Consider the following 18,272-nt stretch of genomic DNA (forward strand, 5'->3'; position numbering starts at 1 on the left):
TTAATTCGGTCACAAACCTCGCGCCGCTCGACGAAGCAGATAAATCCCCAATACAAAAAAGATCACGATGGGAATGAATGCCCCGATCAGGGGCGGGAACGCAAACAGCACCCCGGCAAATCCCAGGCTCTGATTGATGATGACAAACAGCAGCCCCAGCATGATCCCGATAAACACGCGTTGGCTCATGCCCCCGCTGCGGAGGTGACGGAAGACAAATGGCGTCGCCAGCAACATCATGACCAGGGTTGCCAGGGGCTTGAAAACTTTCTGCCAAAATGCCAATTCGAAATTCCGCGTGTCCTGATTGTTCTTTTGCAAATGCCCGATATAGTAGCGTAATTGTTGTATCGACAGGCTGCCCGGCCGAACCGCGAATACCGACACCACCTCGGGCGAAAGTTCCGAGCGCCATTCCTCTTTCGGCGCATGCCGTGTTTGCACCGCTTCCTTTCCGACAATCACGCTCTCACTCACATCTCTGAGCATCCACTTGTCCCCGTCATGTTGGGCATGCTGCGCGGATGTCTGCATGCGCAAACGCGTGTAACCGTCGAAATAAAAAATATTCAATCGCAGCAGGGTGAGATCGGGCAGTACTTCACCGATATTCACAAACGAGCTCCCGCTGCGAAGCCAAATGCCGGAGCTTTTCTTCTGGAGCGACGTTTCGAGCGCCTTGGCGCGACCGAGCTGCGCAAGATTTTCCGAAACGGGCACGACATATTCTCCCAGCAAAAACACCGCTACTATAATCGCCGTCCCGATTTTCATCGTGGCTACGACGATCCGGGTTACCGATACCCCTGCCGCCCGCATGGCCGTAAGTTCGGAATTAAGCGCCAGGGTGGACAACCCGATCATCGTGCCGATTAAAGCGGCGACCGGGGACAGGTCATACACCTGTTGTGGCTGCTTGAGGATCACATACTTGATCATTTCAAACAGACCGAAACCGGCCTTGCCGTAATCCTTGAGGCTGTCAATCAGGATGATAAAAACCGCCAGCGACACCAGTACATACAACACCAGCAAGGTGCTGTTGAGCACGTGACGCGCGATAAGCCGGTCGAGCAGCGAGAGTATCATCCGCGACTCCATACGGCGGGGAGAGCGATCAGCGGGCGATTGTGGGCGCGTCGCCAGAGCAGATAGGCGGCCACCAACGCCATCACGCCGTGTACCCACCACAGGCCGAGCGCCAGCGGCACGCGGCCGTTTTGCAGCATGGTTTCGCCAACGCCCAGCAGATTGGAGTACACAAAGTAGACAACGATGGCCGCGAACAGATTCGACATTTGTCCGCGCCGCACGTCGGTATAGGAAATCGCAACCGCATACAGCATCAATACAAACAGGGCGATGGTTTTCCCCAATCGCCAATGCAGCTCGGCACCGACATTACGATCGCTGTATTGCGACAGCAGGTCAAGGGTTGGCAATCCCGCCGTCGGCACCGGCGCCTCCGTGGGTTTTTTTGGTTCGATACGCAGGCTATAGACAGCGAATTCGAGGATGCGGTAATCGGCCGTCCCCGGCTCTCCGTCGTAGAGCACTCCGTCCCGGAGCGCCAGAAACTTGTCGCCGGTTTTACCGTCAGTGAATGGTTGTCCTGATTTGGCGATCAGCACCCCCTGTCGGTCCTGCTCCATGCTGCTGACAAAAATTCCCTCCAGATCGCCGTTCTTCGCGGCTTTTTCCGCGTAGACGATTCTCCCCGTCCCCTGCGCCTCGGTAAACACACCGGGGGAGATCAGACCCGGTTCAGAACGTTGCGTGCTTTCCATCTTGACCTGTTCAATCTGCCTGGCCGCGAGGGGCGTGAGATAGAACGCACCGATCAGCACGGCGAACCCGCATGCCAGCGCCAGCCAGGTCACCGGTTTCAGGAAATGCATCACCCCCACCCCGCAGGCGGCCAGCACCGTCATTTCGCTGTCACGGTACCAGCGGCTTAAGGTCAGGAGGATCCCGAGGTAAAAAGCCAGCGGCAAGAGTATGTCGATCTTCGCCATCATCTGATAGCCGAGCAGGACATACAACACGGCCTCAGACTGGTCGCCGCGTGCGGCCCTGCCGAGCAGGAGCGTCAGGGTCATCAGGGTCACGACGATCAGCAGCACCACGGCAACGGCCAATATCATCGCCGCAGCCTCGCGGTAAAAGGCGCGGTCAATGATCACGGCAGGTACGCCATATCAGGTTTTGACAAGTTACAAGCAAACATTGGAAAATGCCTCCCGGAAACCAATCTGGAGGACTAGCAATCAAAAACACCGCTTTTTTCCGTACAGTCGCCCATAAGGACTTGATTGCAAAACGGAACCGTTACCCGAAGTCAACAAAAATATATCATATCTTCCCCCGGAGAGGCGGGAAATAAATTCAGGGAATCGGCATGGAATTCATTGTAAAAAGCGGTACCCCCGAAAAACAGCGTAGCGGTTGCATCGTCGTGGGTGTATTCGAATCGCGCAAACTCTCCGCCGTGGCGCATCAAATCGACGAAGTTTCAGGCGGCGCCATCGGCGCCATCGTCCGCCGGGGCGATCTCGATGGAAAACCGGGTCAGACACTGTTGCTGCACAATATCCCCAATCTACCCAGCGAACGCGTGCTGCTTGTCGGCTGCGGCAAGGAAAAAGAATTCACCGACAGCCGCTATCGCGATGCCACCGCCAAGGCGGTGACGGCACTCAAGGACACCGGCGCGACGGAGATCACGTCCTATCTCACCGAACTCGACGTCAAAGGTCGAGACATATTCTGGAAAGTGCGTCAGGCGGTTGAAGTCAGCGAAAGCGCGCTATACCGGTTCGACAAGCTCAAGACCAAATCGAATAACAACCGCCGCGCCTTGCGTCGAGTCGTGCTCGCGGTTCCCAAGCGCAGCGATCTGGGTCCGGGCGAACAGGCTATCAACGAAGGACGAGCCATCGCGGAAGGGGTAAGACTGGCGCGCGACCTCGGCAATCTCCCCGGCAATCTCTGCACCCCCACTTATCTCGCCGAGCAAGCGGTGGAAATCGGGAAGCTCTATGGGCTGAAAACCACCGTGCTGGAAAAAGCTGACATGCAGCAGCTGGGTATGGGCGCCTTATTGTCCGTGTCGCGCGGCAGCCGTCAGCCGCCAAAGTTGATCGTGCTCGAATACCAAGGTGGCAAAGCGGGGGAAGCACCGGTTGTGCTCGTGGGCAAGGGGCTGACGTTTGATGCCGGTGGGATATCGATCAAGCCGGCGGCCAACATGGATGAGATGAAATTCGATATGTGCGGCGGGGCATCCGTGCTCGGCGCGGTAAAAGCGGCGGCCGAACTGAAACTTCCGATTAATATTGTCGGAATCATCCCCAGCTCGGAAAACCTTCCCGATGGCGACGCCAACAAGCCGGGGGATATTGTCACCAGCATGTCGGGCCAGACCGTTGAAGTCCTGAATACCGACGCTGAAGGCAGGCTGATTCTGTGCGATGCGCTGACCTATGCCGAGCGGTATAAACCCGCATTCGTCATCGACATTGCCACACTCACCGGAGCGTGCGTCATCGCCCTCGGTGCGCATGCCAGCGGATTGCTGGCCAACCATGACCCGCTGGCGCGAGAAATCGGCAACGCCGGAAAATACACGTATGATCGCATCTGGCAAATGCCCCTCTGGGATGAGTATCAGAAACAGCTCGACAGTAATTTTGCTGACATGGCCAACGTCGGCGGGCGCGAGGCCGGCACGATTACCGGTGCCTGTTTTCTCTCGCGTTACGCAAAAAACTTCAAGTGGGCACATCTCGATATCGCCGGCACAGCCTGGAAAACCGGCAAGGAAAAAGGGGCGACTGGCCGGCCCGTGCCGCTGCTGGTACAGTTTCTCATCAACCGCGCCCGCAAGGATGGCGCCGACATGGATACATGACGCGCGTTGACTTTTACTTGCTCGACCACTCGACCGAAGGCGGCAGAGACGCCGCTGTCTGCAAGCTGGCCCACAAGGCATTTCGGCTCGGTCATCACGTATACATCCTGACGGCCGACGATAATGACGCGCAACGCCTGGATCAACTGCTCTGGACCTTCCATGCCGGCAGTTTCATTCCCCATGGCATCAACATGCAATCGGAAGACACCGGACTTCCCGTACTCATCGGAAAAGAGGAGCCGCCCTCCGCGTTCGATGATGTCCTGATTACGCTCGCTCCCCGGGTTCCGGAGTGTTTCAGCCGGTTCCAGCGCGTGGCGGAAGTGGTGAATGGCGACGAAGACGACAAGGCGCGCGGCCGCGAGCGATTCCGGTTTTACCGAGACCGCGGTTATACGCTGCAAACGCATAAACTGGCGCTGGATTCCGGGTGGGCCTGAACATGACCACGCCTGATTCGAAATACAAACACAAACCTTCGGAAAAACATACTCTCGAAGAGGTCTTGAAATCGCTTCAAGACATGATTCGCAACGATCTCCTGGACGGTGAACGGGGAGACGCGCCAGCGGAAAAAATTCAACCATCCCCCTCCGCCACCAAGCCGGTGGATCGCGGCAACCGTCCTGGACCAATCAGGGAAGACTTCGCGCCGGCAACCGCCGGTTCGGGACCGGTCAACCTCGACGCCGTGATGCGGTCCTTGAAGGACCTGATCGGCAATGAGCTCGACACAGGCGATCATCTCCGTCCTGACGCTATCGCGTCCCGGACCGCTCTGGATGAAAATAACGCGGATTTAAGCCAATCCGAGGAATTTGCCCCGCTCGATGAGGAGCTGACATTCGAGGATACGGAATCGCCGGTTGTCGGCGAGGAGTCCGCGCCGGCGGATGAATCCTTGTCACCCGTGAATGATCAAACCTCCGATGAACTCGCACCTGATGAATTCGCGCCACTGGATGAAGAGCTGAGTATCGAGGGGCCGGTTGACATCGCTCCGTCCCCGACACCCGACGATGCAGTGCCTGAACTTCCCGGTGAAATCTCGCCAGAATTGCTCAGAGAACCGGATAGTGAGCCGGCCTCGGCGTCGCCGGAACCGAAAGGCGAAGCCGATATCGATGCGGGTGATCAGCAGGAATTCATGCTGGATGATTTGCCGCCACGCGTAAATGAAAGCGAAGCGTTTGCGCCGAATGACATTCAGGAACCCGAAGCGGATCCGGGAATCGAAGCCGAGAGTTCCCCGGATGCCGGCGGAATTGACGAACCGCTACCGACAATAGATGTCGAGGAAACGTTCGATGAAAACAACTATTTTCAACCTGACACACCACCATCGGAAACCCTGCCCTCCGAGCTGCAAGAGATACAGGAAATTATCGTCACCGCGCTAGGCACTCCGCCCGAATCCGAAGCTCCGCGTCAATCCGAAACCTCGGAAACCGGTGAACAGCAAAAACGGGGTCAGGACTTGGCGCCGGCAACGGAAACCCAACCCCCACCGGAGCATGTATCAAAGGCGCCCGACGATAACGGACTCACGCTCGAAATCGCTGAAGAATCCGACACGGGGGATCACAAGCTGCCTGTTGTCGACTTTGACAGCGTTTCGCTTGTGCCGCCGAGGGAAGAGCAACAGCCGCCTGCGATTTCCTCCGACGACAAGTCCGGGGTAGAAACAACGACCCTTCCGGAAGCCTCGGATGAAGCCCCCCTCGGGACCCGAGGTACGACATCCCGAGAAATCGGAGTTGAGGGCGAACCGGAAGCGGGCAACGAGATGACGCCGGACAACCGCTCGGCAACTCCCGAGTCCCGGAAATCACGCAAAACCAGGAGGACATCCGCGTCAAAACCTGAAATTCCCGAATCAACTTCAGCTTCCAGCCTCGATGATATCCCGGTTCTGAAGGACGTGGTTTCGCCTCCGACCGGCAGTACGCTGAAGACTGAACCATCCTCGACACCCTCCAAGGATCGTCTGCCCAGACCGAACCGCGCGCGTGAGATCGTCGTCCGCGCCGTTGCCAAACTTAATGTCGAGATGCGCAAGTCGGGCGGCACCGGGATCGACACAAAAACCATCCTCCGCCTGCAAAAGTTAATACAAGAGCAACTCGAGAAAGACGGAGACGAATGAAGGCCGCTGACTAAATTAGTGAAAATCTGCGCCTGCACATCTAGAATGTTGTTCGCTGCCATTCGCAACTGATTCAATGAGCCAGAAACCACAAAAACCCGCTGGCGGGAATTCGCCTCTCGAAAGCACCCTGAGCAAATCCTACGATCCGCACTCCATCGAGCAGCGGATTTATCAAACATGGGAACAGGCGGGTGTTTTCGCGCCGAGCGGTCGTGGAAAACCGTACTGCATCATGATTCCGCCGCCTAATGTCACGGGAAGCCTGCACATGGGCCATGCATTCCAGGACACGCTGATGGATACGCTTATCCGTTATCACCGGATGCGGGGCGACAACACGCTGTGGCAGGCAGGGACGGATCACGCGGGCATCGCCACCCAAATGGTCGTCGAGCGCCAGATCGAGGCCGAAGGCAAAACCCGCCACGATCTGGGGCGTGACGAGTTCGTTAAGCGTGTCTGGAAATGGAAAGCCGAATCCGGCGGTACGATCACGCGCCAGCTGCGGCGCATGGGCGCCTCGCTCGACTGGTCGCGAGAGCGTTTCACCATGGACGATGGCCTGTCACAGGCAGTAACCGAGGTCTTCGTCCGGCTATACGAAGAAGGATTGATCTACCGCGGCAAGCGGCTGGTCAACTGGGACCCGGTATTGCATACGGCGGTTTCCGACCTGGAAGTAATCTCCGAGGAAGAAGCCGGCCATCTCTGGCACATACGTTACCCGATTGCGGGCACAAACAAACATCTCGTCGTGGCGACGACACGGCCCGAAACCATGCTGGGTGACACCGCCGTAGCCGTGCACCCGGAAGATGAACGTTACAAGCCGTTCATCGGCAAGCTCGTCGCGCTGCCGCTCACCGACCGCGAGATTCCAATCATTGCCGATGAATACGTGGACCGCGAGTTCGGCTCCGGCTGCGTCAAGATCACCCCGGCGCACGATTTTAATGATTACGAGGTGGGAAAACGGCATAACCTTCCGGTTATCAACATTTTCTATTCCGATGCCTGCATTAATCTGCCCGATTCGCCGTATCACGGTCAGGACCGTTTCATGGCACGGAAAAAGATAGTCGCAGATCTGGAAGCACTGGGGCTGATTGAACGAATACAAGACCACAAGCTCATGGTGCCGCGCGGCGACCGCACCGGCGCCGTGATCGAGCCCTTTCTCACCGATCAGTGGTACGTCAAAGTCGGCCCGTTGGCCGCCGAAGCCATCAAGGCGGTTGAAACCGGACGCATCCGGTTTGTCCCGGAAAACTGGACCAAGACTTATTACGAATGGATGCGCAACATCCAGGACTGGTGCATCTCGCGCCAGATCTGGTGGGGCCACCGCATCCCGGCCTGGTATGACGCCGATGGCCAGGTTTATGTGGCGCGCGGCGCGTCCGCGGCGCATGCCCAGGCGAAACAGCAGCACGGGCAGGACATCCCGCTCGAGCAGGATGAAGACGTACTGGACACCTGGTTCTCCTCGGCGCTGTGGCCGTTCTCGACGCTCGGCTGGCCGGAACAGACCCGGGAACTGAAAACCTTTTATCCCACGAGCGTGCTCGTCACCGGTTTTGACATCATATTTTTCTGGGTGGCGCGCATGATCATGATGGGGCTGAGATTCGCCGGCGATGTGCCGTTTCGCGAGGTCTACATTCACGGCTTGGTGCGCGACGCCCACGGACAAAAAATGTCCAAATCCAAGGGAAATATTCTCGATCCGATCGATCTGATTGACGGCATCGATCTCGAATCCCTCGTGGTCAAACGCACGGCCAGTCTGATGCAGCCGCAGATGGAGAAGAAAATCGAACAGGCAACGCGCAAGGAATTCCCCCATGGCATCCCGGCCTACGGCACGGACGCCCTGCGGTTTACCTTCGCCAGTCTTGCCACGCAAGGGCGCGATATCAAGTTCGACCTCGGCCGGATCGACGGCTACCGGAATTTTTGCAACAAACTGTGGAATGCCGCGCGTTACGTGTTGATGAACGCCGAGGGCGAGGATTGCGGCCAATCTTACGAGGATGGCGCGCAAGCGCCCTCGGCTCGCCCCCCTCTCCCAGCGGGAGAGGGGATGGGGGTGAGGGCCGATCTCCCTCCCCCTTTGCCCTCTCCCAAAGGGAGAGGGGAAGCAGGTAAGAATCTCTATTCCGTCGAACTCACCGTTGCCGACCGCTGGATTCTTGCACGCTTGCAGGAAGTTTCCGCGGAAGTGGAAAGCGCCTTCCGTGACTACCGGATCGACCTTGCCTCGCAGGCGGTATACAGCTTCGTATGGCATGAATACTGCGACTGGTATTTGGAGCTCTCCAAGGTTGTGCTGACCGATTCCAAGAGCGGTTCGGAGCTGTTGCGCGGAACTCGCCGGACATTGGTGGCAGTGCTCGAATCCTTGTTGCGTTTGCTGCATCCGGTGATGCCTTTTATCACCGAGGAGATATGGCTGCGTATGGCAAAACTCGCGGGCAAGCCGGGAATGACGATTATGCGCGAACCTTACCCGGTGCCCGACATGAAAAAAGCTGATTCGACCGCCATCGATGAAATGCACTGGGTCATGGGCGTGATCACGAGCGTACGAAATATTCGCGGTGAAATGGACATTCCGCCCGGCAAGCGGCTACCCCTGCTGGTGCAGGACGGTACCGCCCGTGACAGGAAATATCTGGATTCGAACCGGCATTATCTGGAGACGCTGGCCAGGGCTGAATCGATCTCCTGGCTTGAAAAAGGCACGGATGCGCCGGAATCGGCCACAGCACTGGTCAGTCACATGAAGGTCCTGATTCCACTTGGATCGATTATAGACAAGAATCAGGAGCTCGAGCGGCTGGGAAAGGAAATGGAGAAAATCGAGAGGGATCTTTCCAAGGCGAAAACCAAACTGGCAAATCCCGAATTCGTCGATCGGGCGCCGAAGAATGTGGTCGAGCAGGAAAACCAGCGTGTACTGCGGTTCGAAACCACCCTGTCAAAGCTTCGCGCCCAGTTCGCCAAGGTTAAAGCCCTGCCCGGCTGAGTCATCCCGCGACACCGGGCTGAAGCTGTCCACGATGCCGGATCAATCCCGGATCAACTCGCCATTTACGATCCTGATACGATCGCCCACGGCCGCATTGGGTGAATTGGCGAGGATAAGTTGCTGGCTGGTACCGTCATTCATGCGCACACCGACACGATAGCGCTCGACTTTGTTTGCATTCTTTTCGATCTCGTGTCCGGCAATGGCGCCGCCGACGGCTCCGGCCACGGTGGCAAGGTCCTTACCGCGCCCTTTTCCGATTTGATGCCCGACAATGCCGCCGACGAGACCGCCCGCGATCGCGCCGCCTCCGGTCGCCTGGCCTTTTTCCGTGAAGCGCTCGATAGATTCAATCACGCCGCAGTCGGCGCAAGTTTTAGGCACGGATACAGCGGCGGTGTTGGCGACTTTGTTTGCGGGTGCGGTCGTTTTACTCGCGGTCTGTTTTTTGATTCCTGAGGTCGGCGCGGCAGCAGTCGGATGGGTCCCGGCAGTTTCTTCCGGTTTTGCCTGGGACGGAGAATAAGGGATCACGCCGGTCATCACAGCGGCGGTAACTGCTCCAACCACGAGCAAGGATCCGGCGGCGATAGCCGCGAGCATTTTTTTGTTTCCAGATATAGCCATGTAACCTCCTGTATGAACACGTGGGCCTCACTAACGCCCCTTGAAAGCAGGGAAGCCGCTTCCAGCAATCTTCTGATAATATAGCCCAGACATTAGGCATTAACGCGCCAACTTCAACAAAGTTTACAATTGAAACCCGTAAAAACCGGCGGGAATTCCATTAGACAACAAGGTCTTGCTGCACAAGTTGGCGTGGATTGGCGTTGGTATCGCAATCCAGATAATAATATCGCTCGATTAGCCAGGCTGCATCAGGCTTTTCCCCGACAATCAAGGATGAACGACCTGGCGTGTCAATGATTTCATTCACCACAACAACCACTTTCCCCATACCCTCAAGGAGACAGACATGAAGAAGTTTCAGCTCACTACATTAGCGACAGTATTGTTGCTGATATCGACCAGTGCCTTCGCTTTTCACTGCCCCAAAGAAATGAAAAAAATCGATGCGGCGTTGGCGGCGAAGCCACAGCTGACCTCAGCGCAAATGACGGAAGTGAAAAAGTTGCGCGCCGAAGGTGAGACCTTCCACAAGGCGGGCAAACACCAGGAAGCGTTAGACGCTCTCGGCAAAGCCCAGCAGATTCTGAAAATCCAGTAAAGACCGAAATTCATACCATTTCAGTTCGAATATTACCCTCCGATGGAAGCATCGGAGGGTAATAACGGATATTCCCCCTCGCAACGGTTTCGAATAAGCGGCTGACACAGATTGCCAATTGCTTGGTCGCGTTGTCGCTATGTGCGACCATAACGTGTTGGCGGTTATTTCCCGTGAATTTCTTTCCATAAGTTATCAAAAGGAGCAACTATGAAGACTGGCCTACTGCTTGGCGTTTTTTTCACGGCTATAGCCGTTAACGCCTACGCGAAAGACCCATCAACCGGGCTTAAAACGGACATGCAGAAATTCAGCTACACGGTGGGATATCAGCTTGGGCAAAACCTGAAGCGCCAAAAACTCGCGGTTGACCCGAAGATTGCCGCCGAGGGCATGCGGAATGCACTGAGCGACACACCGTCAAAGCTTTCACCTGAAGAGATGCAGGCGTCCGTACAGGCTTACCAAAAAAGAGCACAGGAGAAACTGGCCGCACAAGCGAACAAGAATCTCGAAGCCGGACAGGCCTTCCTGGAAGCCAACAAGAAAAAAGCAGGTGTCGTCGTTTTACCCAGCGGACTGCAATACAAGGTCATCTCGACAGGGAGTGGCAAGCAGCCGAAACCCGCGGATACCGTCATCGCCCATTATCGTGGAACTCTCATTAACGGAACGGAGTTCGACAGTTCCTTCAAACGTAACGAACCGGCCACTTTTCCGGTTAATGGCGTCATCAAAGGCTGGCAGGAAGCCCTGCCCATGATGAAAGAAGGTTCAAAATGGCAGATTTATATTCCAGCGGAGCTTGCCTACGGCGCAAACGGCGCGGGAAACGCCATCGGCCCGAATGAAGTTCTGATTTTCGATATCGAACTGCTTACCGTGAAGACGGAGGCGGAAGGCAAGGAAAGCAAATAATACCGAGGAGAATTCCAGCATGCGAGGAACAGATAAATGGTTGTTAATGTTCGCGCGTTGCGAGAAATTTAATTTGTGGCCAACGCTCGATCGTAAGATGGAGATTGACCATTGTCGGTGCAAGGTATGTCAGATTTCCGGCTCGATCGAGCGCCAGCCGCGTTTCACCGTTTTTCCGAAATTCATCCAGTGTTTTTGAATCGTAACTTTCTATCCAGCGCGCGGTGGCAACGTCAATCGAATCGTAGCTGCAATCCACGCTGTATTCATGCTTGAGCCGATAGGCAACGACGTCGAATTGCAGTGTCCCGACCGCCCCGAGAATCAGATCATTGCTGATGAGTGGCCTGAAAACCTGAGTCGCCCCTTCCTCGCTCAACTGATCCAGGCCCTTTTGCAGGGCTTTCATTCTTAACGGGTCGCGCAACACCACACGGCGAAAAAGTTCAGGCGCGAAATAGGGAATCCCGGTAAATTTTAGATTTTCGCCTTGTGTAAACGTGTCGCCGATCTGTATTGTGCCATGGTTATGAACTCCGATAATGTCACCGGCGCAGGCAAAGTCAACCTGCTCGCGTTCACGTGCCATAAAAGTGATCGCGTTGGCAATCTGAATCTCCCGATTGAGACGGACATGATAAATTTTCATTGCCTTGCGATATGCCCCGGACGTGATGCGTACGAATGCAATGCGATCGCGATGCTTGGGGTCCATGTTCGCCTGGATTTTGAAGACAAATCCGGTAAACGGAGATTCCGTTGGTGTTACGGGCCGCGAAGTGGTTATACCGGCACGCGGTGACGGGGCATGCTGGACAAAGTGATCGAGCAATTCATGAACGCCAAAATTATTCACCGCCGACCCGAAAAAAACCGGCGTTTGCTCACTGCGTTGATACTCTCCAGGATGAAATTCATGACTGGCGGTTTTGATCAATTCTATTTCAGCGCGTAATTCAGCTGCCTGCTGGCCGAGCAGGCTGTCCAGGTCCGGGTTGTCGATACCGCGGATCACGACACCCGTCTGGATCCTGCCTCCGTGTTGTGGACTGAAAAGATGCACGCTGTCAGTAATCAGATGATAAACACCCTTGAAGCGCCTGCCACTTCCAATCGGCCAAGTCACTGGCGCGCAGCGAATCTTGAGTACGGCTTCGACTTCGTCCAGAAGCTCAACGGGATTACGGGATTCGCGATCGAACTTGTTGATGAACGTCATAATTGGCGTATTTCGCAGACGACATACTTCCATCAACTTGATCGTGCGTTCTTCGACACCCTTCGAGCCGTCGATTACCATCAATGCCGAATCCACGGCCGTAAGCGTACGGTAGGTGTCTTCCGAGAAATCTTCGTGACCGGGCGTATCGAGGAGATTAATAATGTGGTGTCGATACGGAAACTGCATTACCGAGGACGTTACGGATATACCACGCTGCTTTTCGAGCTCCATCCAGTCGGATGTGGCGTGGCGCGCTGCCTTGCGTCCTTTGACAGCCCCCGCCAGCTGAATCGCGCCGCCAAACAGCAGCAGTTTTTCGGTCAGCGTGGTTTTACCCGCGTCAGGATGGGAGATGATCGCGAAAGTCCGCCGCCGCGCAATCTCCTGACTTAATTCAGCCATTGTCGGTTGCCTGATTGATAAAAATAAAGCCCGCGATTATACAAAATCAGCTGTAAAGGGCCAGTTAGGTATTGTGCAAAAAAGAAACCCCGCCTGAAGCGGGGTTTCATAAGGTAAACTGCAATCAGCGATTATTCGACGACAACCTTGGTTGCCTGCATTCCTTTCGGGCCTTTCTGGGACTCGAAACTAACGCTCTGACCTTCTGCCAGGGACTTGAATCCATTGCCCTGAATTACGGAATGATGCACGAATACATCTTCGCCGCCATCCTGCGGCTTGATGAAGCCGAAACCTTTGGAATCGTTAAACCATTTTACTGTACCAGTACGCATTAAAATAACCTCAATAATTGATAATGTTTGCGATGCAGAGCGTGAGTAGAATTAACGGAAGCAACCTCGAGAGGAACTACCGAAAAATCCGACATCAAACTGCAGCCAACACACTATAGCCGATAGAATTCCGGATTACCAGAGCGAAACCGTGAAATTTTCCGGCATGACATACGGCCGCGGAGGCAGTCAGTCATGATGCCAGTAGGTACGAATCCGGATGCGTGCGCGCAACGGGAAATCCAGTATTCCGCGACGGTGACGTTCATTTCGCAGGAACAGCTTGGCGGCGCGAAATCCCAGTCGAAAGGAGCGCCGGAAATATTCAACTTCGGTCAGATGTCCGCCTTTCAGGGCATGTTTAAATCCGGCATTAAAGCGGTTTCCCCTCAGGTACACCGGAATTTTCAATCCAATCTCGCCTGGCGTCGGATAGGTATAGCGCATGATCAGCTCAGAATCAGATGCCTTATCTGCTAAGTATAGACCCCCGGGTATGCCTGCTTCAGGACACCTGTCACGGTTATCAATCAGCTCGTCGCCTCAAGGAAAAAAATTACAGGGGTTAGTCTTAAAAGCGATGATCGCCATTAACAAAGCCAATGGAACAACAGATCATGGCGATAAATATTTGTGACGCGCCATCCTAGCCTTTACTCGCGATATCTCCCCGAAGAATTTGATCTGCTACATTGTCATCGATCCAGATAAACGACGCGCGAGTCAGGGCCGATACTGTGTACATCCGCGGTTTCAGGGAAGCGACTGGGCTTTGCGCATTTTCCGTGTCGGCCTCGATATATTTGATTCCCCCATCAGCCGCAGCAAGTTGTAGCGTTCCTTCGAGCAGGTAAAGATTCCAGGTATCCGTTGTGCCACGCTCCAGTAGCTTGGTCCCGGGTGGAACCGTGAACAGCAGGGAACGGGCTGCAAGCTTTTCCAGTTTATTATGATCAAGCCGCGAGAATTTCGAGAATTTCGCCAGCATCAATGGTTCCGCCGGAACGGTTCGTTTGTCCGATGAATCTCCGATAAGTTTATGTATGGAGGAACTGACAGCATGGCCCGAGTTTCTATTTTTGACCGTTGTCAGCGTATCCAGGGTCACTTGGCGATCTGCCCGTTTATCAACATCTCCATAAGGATCTTTTATTTTATCGGTTTTTCTGGTCTTGGCGTTACGGCGGATATCGTCGATCAGCGTATAACCTGAGCCTTTACGCATATTTTTCTTGACGATGCCTCGATAGATTCTTTCCCTCAAATTGGATATATCCGACGAAAACCGCTTTGCCATGGGAATCGCTGCCAAAAGATTGACGACTTCCACGACTGCCGTCTCCCGATCATCGGAGGTCACGGTACGATCCAGTATTGCCGCATAACTGTTAAGGGCGGTGATTCGATCATAAAGTACCGGGCAGTACACCGGCAGCTCCGGTGTAGAGGTATCCTTGTATTCAAGAAAAAGTTCCATGCCGCGATATATGCTCATTTCACGGTTTTTCTTTTGGAAAGTAGTCAGGTCTGAGGACGCCGTGGTTCCGCTTAAGGGATAGAGCCGGCGTACCACGTGCTTTTCAAGCAATAGTGTATCGGTACCCCATGGCCGCTTTTCTCTGGTCCGATGGATGAGCCCCAACCGGAAATTTCCCTGTTCCGGGTTTTGATGATAACTCATGAGGAAGCTCAAGTTGTACTCGGAAAAGGCCTTCGTGAGCTTGGAATCCACGACAAATTTCATATTCTGGTCATAAACACCAAGCTGGCCATCGGGCATCAGGACATACATCCCGGCAAGACTAGGGAATGTCGTAATTGTGCTCATATCGTTGCATGTCTGCGATCATGGTAATCGGCAAGAAAAATAAGTGAAAATTCGTTAATAAAAAATTCTTTCTATTCAATTATTCCCATACAACCTGTTTCCTCTGATTCCTACAGAATCAAAATGTGCTTAATTCATTGCAAGGAATATGCCGGATATACGAATTATTATAGTCTGTAATTCGATTATCTGAAGAAACGGCGGGTTTGTTGATTTAAGCCAATACCAAAATGCTGTTTATGCAGATAAAGAACAGAAAATCTCTGATTTCATCTAAATAATCTCCTTCCGAAGCACGAAAGGCTTGTCAGTGGTGCCGGCTCGGAGCGACTGTCGAAGGTCGGAAGGACACTGAAATGATCACGCTCCCGCCGTTGGACCGAGGAGGTGCGGCAAGTACTCATCGGCCCGTCCACGACCCTCGATCTTGCATCGAAACCGTCAATCCGATGCCAGGAATTTTTTATGTAATTTCCGCCAGGCTCGAAACAACCCGGCCAGGGTTTTGGCATCTGTAATTTCATCGGTACTTGCCATTGTCAGCGCCCCTTGAAATGGAATCCAGTGCACCTCAATGAGCTCGTGCGTCTCCGTATTGACTGGGACATGCTCGAGATTTTGTGCAAGATACAAATATACGATTTCAGTAAATACACCGGGTGAGCTGATCATTTTTCCCAACGATATCCAGTGAATGGCGCGCAAACCCGCCTCCTCTTCCAGTTCGCGCTTCGCCGTGGTCAGTGGCGGTTCCCCCCTGTCCAGTTTCCCTGCCGGTAATTCCCACATCCAGCCCTGCATTACGTGACGATACTGGCGCAGCAGGCAAACACGGTTATGTTCATCGAGTGCTACTATGGCAGCGCCGCCTGGGTGCTCGACAATTTCAAATTCGACCCTTGCCCCGTTGGGAAGCGTGACATTTTCCACATAAAGGTTAATAATTTTTCCGCGATAAAGAATTTTCTTATTTTCCGGCATGGTACGCTCCAAAGTTCCAGGAATTGAATTCTGAATATCATAGCCGATAGCAATTACTATAACCGGTCGCAATCAGATACCAGGGACAGTGACCGGGAATCCAGTGAAAACAGATATAAATTAATTAAAATGAATAACTGTCTGCATAACAGGAAACTTTTTCGAGGGAAAATATCTAAATTTGGGTTTATAGCCGGTAATACTAGCGTCCCTATGGATATCCTTGCCAAATTCCAGTTTGTTCCCGTAGCGCTGACATTTACACTGCTCGTTTCCTGCGCTACGGTGCCGGAAACCGGCCGTTCACAACTTCTGCTGGTTAGTGCAGCGCAGGAAACCCAGCTCGGTTTCCAGGAATTTGAAAAGCTCAAAAAGACAGTTCCACTATCCAGAGATGCGGTTGCGAATACCCAGTTACAGCGCGTCGGTCAGCGCATAGCGGCGGTGGCGCAGTTGCCGAATGCACGCTGGGAATTTGTCCTTTTTGACAAACCCGATGTCCCCAATGCCTTCTGTCTTCCTGGCGGTAAGGTCGGAATTTACAGCGGCATACTGCCCATCACCCGGGACGATGCCGGGCTTGCTACTGTCATTGGCCACGAAGTGGCTCATGCGGTCGCGCGTCACGGCGCCGAACGCATGTCACAAGGCATTTTGATCCAGCTGGGGGGACAGATACTGGATCAAGCAACCGTCGGCCGTTCGGCGGCAGCCCGCACAGCGCTTCAGCAGGCCTATGGCATCGGCAGCACTCTGGGTGTGGCACTCCCGCATTCGCGCGCACAGGAACTGGAAGCAGACCGCCTGGGATTGCTGTACATGGCGCGCGCGGGTTATCCGCCCCGGGAAGCGCTGACTTTCTGGCAGCGATTCTCCGAGTACAAGGTTAAACACGGAGGGGGAAAACAAATCGAATTCTTGAGCACACATCCCCTCGATTCGCAACGCATGCGTCAACTCGAAAACTTGCTACCGCAGGCCGAGATGGAATACCGCAAACCTTAGCGACGTCTTTTTTTAGATGTTGGGCGCAGGCCGGAACCATCCCGAGTCCAGACCTTGCGTCAAATCCCGCGCAAGGATGATGGCATCCTCACGCCCCAGGCGTGCCGGGTAATAATTTTTGCGCAAACCGATTTCATCGAATCCCAACTTGGCGTAAAGACGATAAGCCGCGGTGTTGGAAATTCGCACTTCCAGCAAGGCAACCCGGGCTTTTTTTCTTCGGGCAGAATCAAGCATGTTGCGCACCATGTCCGCACCTAGACCGCGCTGCTGATAATCCGGATGGATGCAGATATTCAGTATGTGACATTCGCCCACGGCGATGGACATGATGCCGTGTCCGATAAGTCCCTGTAGGCTTTCATAAACAAAACAATGGCAACCAACGCGCAGGCAGTCGCGAAAAATGGGCAGTGTCCAGGGAAACTCATAAGCCGCTTTCTCAACCTTGAGCACCGCTTCCAGGTCGTGCCCGGTCATCGGCCGCAGGAGCGGTTGGGGTTCAATTGCAACAGCGCTCATCGATCCCCCACAAAAGATCTGGCAAGACACAGATCATCCCATACTTTTCGTTTGTCGGCAGGATTGCGCAACAGGTAGGCCGGATGATACGTAACGATCAGCGGGGTTCCATGGTAGGACAGTCGCTGTCCGCGCAACTTCCCCAGCGGCACCTCGGTCTTGAGCAAACTGTGGGCCGCGTGCCGCCCCAGGGCCACGATCAGGCGCGGTTTGATCAGGTCGATTTGCCGCAGAAGATACGGCTCACATTGTGCTACCTCTTCCGGCCGGGGATCGCGATTTCCCGGTGGCCTGCATTTGAGCACATTGGCGATATAAACTTCCTCGCGCTTCAGTCCGATGGCAAACAGGATGGCGTTCAGCAACTGGCCAGCACGGCCCACGAACGGTTCTCCCTGACGGTCCTCCTCCCCCCCGGGTGCCTCGCCGATAAACATCCATTTGGCCTGGCGATGCCCAACCCCAAAAACCGTTTGAGTGCGCGTGGCATGCAGGGGACATTTGATACAGGACTTTACCGCCCGCTCCAGATCCGGCCAGTCCATGCATGCGACCTCACTCTGGCGCGACTGCTTGGCGCTATCCGGTTCCTCAAAAGAGGCGAGGTCTCCGTCCGGCACAAGCCCAACCGGTTCTCGTTGCGGTACCCAGAGCGTAACACCCATCGCATCGAGATATTGCCGACGCCGAATTTCCTGCGCGTTCATGCCATCAAGCATACGTTAGGGAAATAGAAAT

Annotated in this window: 18 protein-coding genes; 7 read left to right on the forward strand and 11 right to left on the reverse strand. The window is 54.5% G+C overall.

Annotated elements, in window-relative coordinates; translation table 11 throughout:
- Positions 1-9 precede the first annotated feature (9 nt).
- Positions 10-1,089: an LPS export ABC transporter permease LptG gene (lptG, locus tag WD823_RS08145; protein ID WP_368428992.1), complete on the reverse strand. Its 1,080-nt coding sequence runs from the start codon at positions 1,087-1,089 to the stop codon at positions 10-12.
- Positions 1,086-2,183 carry an LPS export ABC transporter permease LptF gene (gene lptF, locus WD823_RS08150; RefSeq protein WP_368428993.1) on the reverse strand — a complete coding sequence of 366 codons (1,098 nt, stop codon included), beginning with the start codon at positions 2,181-2,183 and terminating at the stop codon, positions 1,086-1,088. The genes lptG and lptF overlap by 4 nt, the downstream gene beginning before the upstream one ends.
- A gap of 215 nt (positions 2,184-2,398) precedes the next feature.
- Between lptF and WD823_RS08155 the strand changes: the two genes are divergently transcribed.
- From WD823_RS08155 to WD823_RS08170, 4 genes are all read left to right on the forward strand, one after another.
- Positions 2,399-3,910, forward strand: coding sequence for a leucyl aminopeptidase (locus WD823_RS08155; RefSeq protein ID WP_368428994.1), 1,512 nt, complete (start codon positions 2,399-2,401; stop codon positions 3,908-3,910).
- Entirely contained in the window at positions 3,907-4,353 is a 447-nt protein-coding gene (locus WD823_RS08160) for a DNA polymerase III subunit chi (protein ID WP_368428995.1), read from the forward strand. Before WD823_RS08155 ends, WD823_RS08160 begins: the two co-directional genes overlap by 4 nt.
- 2 nt (positions 4,354-4,355) lie before the next feature.
- Positions 4,356-6,059 (forward strand): hypothetical protein, encoded by a 1,704-nt coding sequence (locus WD823_RS08165; protein ID WP_368428996.1) that lies wholly within the window; start codon positions 4,356-4,358, stop codon positions 6,057-6,059.
- A 76-nt stretch (positions 6,060-6,135) separates the two neighbouring features.
- Positions 6,136-9,090 (forward strand): valine--tRNA ligase, encoded by a 2,955-nt coding sequence (locus tag WD823_RS08170; protein ID WP_368428997.1) that lies wholly within the window; start codon positions 6,136-6,138, stop codon positions 9,088-9,090.
- 42 nt (positions 9,091-9,132) lie between these two features.
- Here WD823_RS08170 and WD823_RS08175 read toward each other — a convergent pair whose 3' ends face one another.
- Together WD823_RS08175 and WD823_RS08180 are read right to left on the reverse strand one after the other, a co-directional pair.
- On the reverse strand, positions 9,133-9,720 hold the full coding sequence (locus tag WD823_RS08175; protein WP_368428998.1) for a glycine zipper 2TM domain-containing protein: 588 nt from the start codon (positions 9,718-9,720) through the stop codon (positions 9,133-9,135).
- 160 nt (positions 9,721-9,880) lie between these two features.
- On the reverse strand, positions 9,881-10,030 hold the full coding sequence (locus tag WD823_RS08180; RefSeq protein WP_368428999.1) for a hypothetical protein: 150 nt from the start codon (positions 10,028-10,030) through the stop codon (positions 9,881-9,883).
- 39 nt (positions 10,031-10,069) lie between these two features.
- On the opposite strand from WD823_RS08180, the gene WD823_RS08185 reads away from it, so the two are divergent.
- Together WD823_RS08185 and WD823_RS08190 are read left to right on the forward strand one after the other, a co-directional pair.
- Entirely contained in the window at positions 10,070-10,321 is a 252-nt protein-coding gene (locus WD823_RS08185; protein ID WP_368429000.1) for a hypothetical protein, read from the forward strand.
- A gap of 210 nt (positions 10,322-10,531) precedes the next feature.
- The gene (locus tag WD823_RS08190) at positions 10,532-11,239 is read left to right on the forward strand and encodes an FKBP-type peptidyl-prolyl cis-trans isomerase (RefSeq protein WP_368429001.1); all 708 of its coding nucleotides are present in this window, start codon (positions 10,532-10,534) and stop codon (positions 11,237-11,239) included.
- A gap of 43 nt (positions 11,240-11,282) precedes the next feature.
- Here WD823_RS08190 and WD823_RS08195 read toward each other — a convergent pair whose 3' ends face one another.
- From WD823_RS08195 to WD823_RS08215, 5 genes are all read right to left on the reverse strand, one after another.
- A complete protein-coding gene (locus WD823_RS08195) occupies positions 11,283-12,863 on the reverse strand; it encodes a peptide chain release factor 3 (RefSeq protein WP_368429002.1) in 1,581 nt (526 codons plus the stop codon).
- Between the two features lie 131 nt (positions 12,864-12,994).
- The gene (locus WD823_RS08200) at positions 12,995-13,198 is read right to left on the reverse strand and encodes a cold-shock protein (protein WP_368429003.1); all 204 of its coding nucleotides are present in this window, start codon (positions 13,196-13,198) and stop codon (positions 12,995-12,997) included.
- A gap of 189 nt (positions 13,199-13,387) precedes the next feature.
- On the reverse strand, positions 13,388-13,645 hold the full coding sequence (locus WD823_RS08205; protein ID WP_368429004.1) for a hypothetical protein: 258 nt from the start codon (positions 13,643-13,645) through the stop codon (positions 13,388-13,390).
- Between the two features lie 199 nt (positions 13,646-13,844).
- Entirely contained in the window at positions 13,845-14,786 is a 942-nt protein-coding gene (locus WD823_RS08210) for a hypothetical protein (protein WP_368429005.1), read from the reverse strand.
- Between the two features lie 681 nt (positions 14,787-15,467).
- Complete coding sequence (locus tag WD823_RS08215; protein WP_368429006.1) at positions 15,468-16,079, reverse strand: NUDIX hydrolase; 612 nt, start codon at positions 16,077-16,079, stop codon at positions 15,468-15,470.
- 141 nt (positions 16,080-16,220) lie between these two features.
- Here WD823_RS08215 and WD823_RS08220 point away from each other — a divergent pair, with 141 nt between their 5' ends.
- Positions 16,221-17,012, forward strand: a complete 792-nt coding sequence (locus WD823_RS08220) for a M48 family metallopeptidase (RefSeq protein WP_368429007.1) — start codon at positions 16,221-16,223, stop codon at positions 17,010-17,012.
- Between the two features lie 12 nt (positions 17,013-17,024).
- On the opposite strand, the gene rimI is transcribed toward WD823_RS08220, so the two are convergent.
- Together rimI and WD823_RS08230 are read right to left on the reverse strand one after the other, a co-directional pair.
- Complete coding sequence (rimI, locus tag WD823_RS08225; RefSeq protein ID WP_368429008.1) at positions 17,025-17,534, reverse strand: ribosomal protein S18-alanine N-acetyltransferase; 510 nt, start codon at positions 17,532-17,534, stop codon at positions 17,025-17,027.
- Positions 17,531-18,253, reverse strand: coding sequence for a uracil-DNA glycosylase family protein (locus tag WD823_RS08230; protein WP_368429009.1), 723 nt, complete (start codon positions 18,251-18,253; stop codon positions 17,531-17,533). Before WD823_RS08230 ends, rimI begins: the two co-directional genes overlap by 4 nt.
- Between the last annotated feature and the right edge of the window lie 19 nt (positions 18,254-18,272).

It is taken from the genome of Sulfuricaulis sp., assembly GCF_040901545.1.
Lineage (GTDB): Bacteria > Pseudomonadota > Gammaproteobacteria > Acidiferrobacterales > Sulfurifustaceae > Sulfuricaulis.

What these genes read in the sequence shown, in the direction of transcription:
- lptG (WP_368428992.1), bottom strand. Translation starts at nt 1,089, where the DNA reads ATGATACTCTCGCTGCTCGACCGGCTTATCGCGCGTCACGTGCTCAAC.
- WD823_RS08155 (WP_368428994.1), top strand. Translation starts at nt 2,399, where the DNA reads ATGGAATTCATTGTAAAAAGCGGTACCCCCGAAAAACAGCGTAGCGGT.
- WD823_RS08160 (WP_368428995.1), top strand. Translation starts at nt 3,907, where the DNA reads ATGACGCGCGTTGACTTTTACTTGCTCGACCACTCGACCGAAGGCGGC.
- WD823_RS08165 (WP_368428996.1), top strand. Translation starts at nt 4,356, where the DNA reads ATGACCACGCCTGATTCGAAATACAAACACAAACCTTCGGAAAAACAT.
- WD823_RS08170 (WP_368428997.1), top strand. Translation starts at nt 6,136, where the DNA reads ATGAGCCAGAAACCACAAAAACCCGCTGGCGGGAATTCGCCTCTCGAA.
- WD823_RS08175 (WP_368428998.1), bottom strand. Translation starts at nt 9,720, where the DNA reads ATGGCTATATCTGGAAACAAAAAAATGCTCGCGGCTATCGCCGCCGGA.
- WD823_RS08185 (WP_368429000.1), top strand. Translation starts at nt 10,070, where the DNA reads ATGAAGAAGTTTCAGCTCACTACATTAGCGACAGTATTGTTGCTGATA.
- WD823_RS08190 (WP_368429001.1), top strand. Translation starts at nt 10,532, where the DNA reads ATGAAGACTGGCCTACTGCTTGGCGTTTTTTTCACGGCTATAGCCGTT.
- WD823_RS08195 (WP_368429002.1), bottom strand. Translation starts at nt 12,863, where the DNA reads ATGGCTGAATTAAGTCAGGAGATTGCGCGGCGGCGGACTTTCGCGATC.
- WD823_RS08200 (WP_368429003.1), bottom strand. Translation starts at nt 13,198, where the DNA reads ATGCGTACTGGTACAGTAAAATGGTTTAACGATTCCAAAGGTTTCGGC.
- WD823_RS08205 (WP_368429004.1), bottom strand. Translation starts at nt 13,645, where the DNA reads ATGCGCTATACCTATCCGACGCCAGGCGAGATTGGATTGAAAATTCCG.
- WD823_RS08220 (WP_368429007.1), top strand. Translation starts at nt 16,221, where the DNA reads ATGGATATCCTTGCCAAATTCCAGTTTGTTCCCGTAGCGCTGACATTT.
- rimI (WP_368429008.1), bottom strand. Translation starts at nt 17,534, where the DNA reads ATGAGCGCTGTTGCAATTGAACCCCAACCGCTCCTGCGGCCGATGACC.
- WD823_RS08230 (WP_368429009.1), bottom strand. Translation starts at nt 18,253, where the DNA reads ATGCTTGATGGCATGAACGCGCAGGAAATTCGGCGTCGGCAATATCTC.